Raw genomic sequence first — 3,805 nt, 5'->3', positions numbered from 1 at the left:
TTTCCGGCGTGGGCGCATTGGGGTAATACTCGCATTATATGCGCCCCGCCGAGAAAACCCAGCTCAACAGACTCGCGAAAAATGAGGACTGCGGAGCCTAAGGAGTAGCGTAGCTATCACGAAAGTTCTTTGCGCCGCTTTCTTACAAGAAAGCGGCAGTTCCATGCGGATCAAAGAAGGCACAAAGAATAGCATACGAGAAATTAATTTTTTGCCCCCCATTTGGGTTTGATGCCGATGAAGATTTCGAAATTGATACCCGGCATCGGCCTTGCCAGCACCGATAGATACTCCTCGTCGAAGAGATTCCGTATCGTCCCCTTCAGCTCCAGCTCCGCCCACCGGAGCGAGATCCCCTTTCCCAGCGTCACATTGTTCATGTAGTACGCCGGGAGCCTCCCCGTGAGCGTCAACTCATTGCTCGACATCGTGAACCGTTCGCTGTACCAGCACCACTGGTACGCCATCGACCACCCCCGCCAGGATATTTCCCCCGTCGCATTCGCCGCGAACTCCGGCACGTATGGGAGCTGTTTTCCCACCGACCGATCTCCCGGCCCCATCGGCTCCCCTTGGTTGATCGACGGCGTCCACGCGAACGACCCCCTAAGCGCCAGTTTCCAACCCCTCGCCAGCCATCCCCTGAGCTCCCCCTCCGCCTCCACCCCGTAGGCATGCACCCGGCGGATGTTCCTCGGCGAGAAGAACCCCTTGACCGTCGGCAGCCAGATGATCCAGTCCTCGATCCTCGAATCGAACCACGTCGCCGACCCCGCGAACCTCCATCCCTCCTCCCGTCCCACCCCGAACCTCAGCCCCGCATCATACGTCCACCCCTTCTCCTTGCGCAGCTCCGGATTTCCCCCCGGCATGAAATAGAGGTCGTTGAGCGTCGGGAACCTGAAATTCCTCGACACCGACGCCTTCGCCGTCACCTCCCCCCGTTCCGACACCACCCCCTCCACGAACAACGCCGGAATCGGCGGCGCCCACTCCGTTCCGCACATCTCCCCCCTCAGCGTCGCCCCCATCCCGAACCGCTCCGTCGGCCGCCACTTGACCGCCGCCACCCCCGCCAGCTCGATCCTTGCCCGGTCGTACCCCACCGTCGCCCGCTCCCCCTCCTGCGTGACGATATTTTTGTCCGCACTCTCCACCCAGTGCTGATGCGCCGAGAGATCGAGCGCGAACAGCCATTTCCTCCCCCCGTAATACTCCCCTCTCGCCCGCCCGTAGAGCGTCTGCACCCGGCTCCGCGAGCGCGTCATCGCCGCCATCGTCCCGTTTCCCACATCTCGTTTGTAGTCATACGCCATCCGCGTGTAGAGATACCCCCCGTTCGCCTCCGCCTTCCATCCCTCCCGTCTCCGCTCCCACGACACCACCCCCCGGAACGTCTGCTCCCGCTGCCTGTTTTCGAACTCCGTCTCGTCGCCGTACTCCGTCGTGAGCATCGGCAGCTCCCGGTTCGAATTCAGATACCACCCCCTCAGCCCCACCCGATCCCCGTTCTCCGCCGTGTAGTACGCCTCCTGCAGCACATGTATGTCCCGATACGCCCCGCTCCGGTTCCGCTCCGTCGGGTAATACTGCCCCACGATATTCATCTCCTCGTCGTAGATATTCTCCTTCTTGTCCCGATTCCGATACTTGTAATCGTTCGGCGACGAAGCGCAGACCGCCCGCGTCGACACCTGCCACCTCCGCGCCCCATACGTCAGCCTCAGGAACTCGTCGAACGTCCGGAACGACCCGATCCCCTGCACGTACTGCAACCCGACCCCCTCCGTTCCCGCCGGCCCCGTGCCCAGCCTCACCGCCCCCCCCAAGCCACCGCCCGCCTCGTCGACCGACGACGTCCCGTGGAGCAGCGACGCCTCGTCGATGAAGAACGCCGGAATCATCGAGAAATCCGTCATCCCCAGCATCGGATTATTGATCCTCATTCCGTTCCACGTCACCTGCGTATGCGACGGCGACGTCCCCCGGAACGCCACCGTCGCGAGCGTCGCCCGTCCGTAGCTCTTGACGAAGATCGACGAATGGAACGTCAGCACATCCGCCATCGAGAGCGCCACATTTCCCCTGAGCGCCGCACTGTCGAACCTCGTCCGCTGTATCCCGATCTCCTTCAGCGGCCTCCGTCCCGTCACCGTCACCTCCTTCGTTCTGAGGAGCCGCTCCCCCTCCTCCTGCGCGCTCCCCTGCATGCCGCACCCTCCGGCCAGCAGCAGCACCAGCATCAGCCCTCTTTTTTTCATCGCTCCCCTCCTTCCCCGCTCCCCGTCCAGCCGAAAGCCCCCGGAGTGATTCCTGCATAAAACCGGTCGATCAGCTCCCCTCCCGCCGAATATCTGTAGACCATCCCCGGCTGCTGATAATCGACCGCATCCGCGATATAGACATCGCCGCGCACGGGATCGACCGTCAGCCCGTAATAGATCGTCCCCCCGTCCTCCAGGAACGGCCTCTCCGGCACCCGTTCCGCCGTCACCGGCATCCGCCACACATCCCCGTTTATCCAGTAGAGCGTATCCCCCGTCCCGTTGAGCTGCACCTCCGCCCCCCGGTCTCCCGTCCGGAAGCCGAACCGGCGTTCGATCCGGAACGTCTCCGCATCGATCCGGAAGAGCGCCGGCGCCTCATAGCCGTAGGGACTCCCCTCCGTCCCCCCGTCCGTAATCGTCCACAGCTTGCCGTGCCTGTCCATCGCCAGCGACGTCGGCTGAATCCCCACCGCCAGCTCGTCCACCACCACATCCCGCTCCGCGTCGATCTTCAGGATTCGGTTTTGGTACGACCACCCGTTGACATAGACATACCTCCCCGCCTGCACCATCTGCTCCGTCGACCCCGTCTCCATCGTCATCCCCGGACACTCGATATACCCCGTGATCTCGAACCGCTTCGGATTCACGATAAAGATGCGGTTGTCCCACAACTGCGTCACATACGCCTTCTCGTCCGACACGAAATGGATATATCTCGGCGACGTGAAGCCCGTGATGCGCCCGACCTCGCGACACGTCCGCACATCGATCGCGAAAACGACATGCGAATTGTTCACCACGATCCATCCCACCCCCTTCCTGACCACCATCGACTGCGCCACATCCCCCAGCTTCATCCCGTTCGCGCGGACAAAGAGCTCGTTTTCACCTCTTCCCGTCTTCGGATCGTAATACGACAGCGAAGCATTCCCATACTGGAAATTGCCCTCGTTGAGGACGAACAGCCCCCCCTCCAGCAGCGCCACCTCCTCCGTCGCGCCGTAGTCCCACTTCATGCAGCCGCCCATCGCCAGCGTCATCGCCAGCGCCGCGAGCCCCAGTGCCCGGATATGTCCCCTTGTTTTTTTCATCATCGTCAGAAACCGCACCGGCCGAGGGGGGAGAGTTCGAAAAAGAGAAACAGAATAGAGTAGGGCAGCCCTCCGCCGCAAAACCACCTCTCCGCCGCCGAAGAGGAATTTCCGACTTTCCCGGGAAGCCCGCCCGGCCGTCCCTTCTCTTGTCGTCGCATGCCCGATCTCCACCCGAAAACCCCGCAGGTGCAAATCACGTTGAAAACATCCTTTCGGCAGGTCTTCTGACTCGTCCCGTCCGCCGCGCCTTCCCGGCGCGCCGCCGCGCCAGTGGCCAAGAGTGCGACAGACCGTTCAGCGGACTCACAGCAGCAGGTACTGTCCCGGACTTCCACCGGGTTCCCTTTTCAGCCGCACCGTACGAACTACGACCCGGCTACCCGAAACGATCGCGACAAAAATAGAGACCTTTCCCCACAAAACCAAACCCCGCCCCCGTCC

Annotated in this window: 2 protein-coding genes and 1 riboswitch; both genes read right to left on the bottom strand. The window is 62.3% G+C overall.

Annotated features, from left to right (window positions below; all coding sequences use genetic code 11):
* Window positions 1-203 precede the first annotated feature (203 nt).
* Entirely contained in the window at window positions 204-2,210 is a 2,007-nt protein-coding gene (locus QZ302_RS09270; protein WP_294594717.1) for a TonB-dependent receptor, read from the bottom strand.
* A gap of 47 nt (window positions 2,211-2,257) precedes the next feature.
* On the bottom strand, window positions 2,258-3,310 hold the full coding sequence (locus QZ302_RS09265) for a DUF5074 domain-containing protein (RefSeq protein WP_365320723.1): 1,053 nt from the start codon (window positions 3,308-3,310) through the stop codon (window positions 2,258-2,260).
* A gap of 250 nt (window positions 3,311-3,560) precedes the next feature.
* A riboswitch (cobalamin riboswitch) is annotated at window positions 3,561-3,763 on the bottom strand.
* Between the last annotated feature and the right edge of the window lie 42 nt (window positions 3,764-3,805).

Origin of the sequence: uncultured Rikenella sp. (assembly GCF_910579375.1) — a bacterium.
Taxonomy (GTDB): domain Bacteria; phylum Bacteroidota; class Bacteroidia; order Bacteroidales; family Rikenellaceae; genus Rikenella.
The sequence above is the reverse complement of the archived record's forward strand: the minus strand, read 5'-3'. Positions and strand labels throughout refer to the sequence as shown.

What these genes read in the sequence shown, in the direction of transcription:
- QZ302_RS09270 (WP_294594717.1), bottom strand. Translation starts at nt 2,210, where the DNA reads ATGCAGGGGAGCGCGCAGGAGGAGGGGGAGCGGCTCCTCAGAACGAAG.
- QZ302_RS09265 (WP_365320723.1), bottom strand. Translation starts at nt 3,310, where the DNA reads ATGACGCTGGCGATGGGCGGCTGCATGAAGTGGGACTACGGCGCGACG.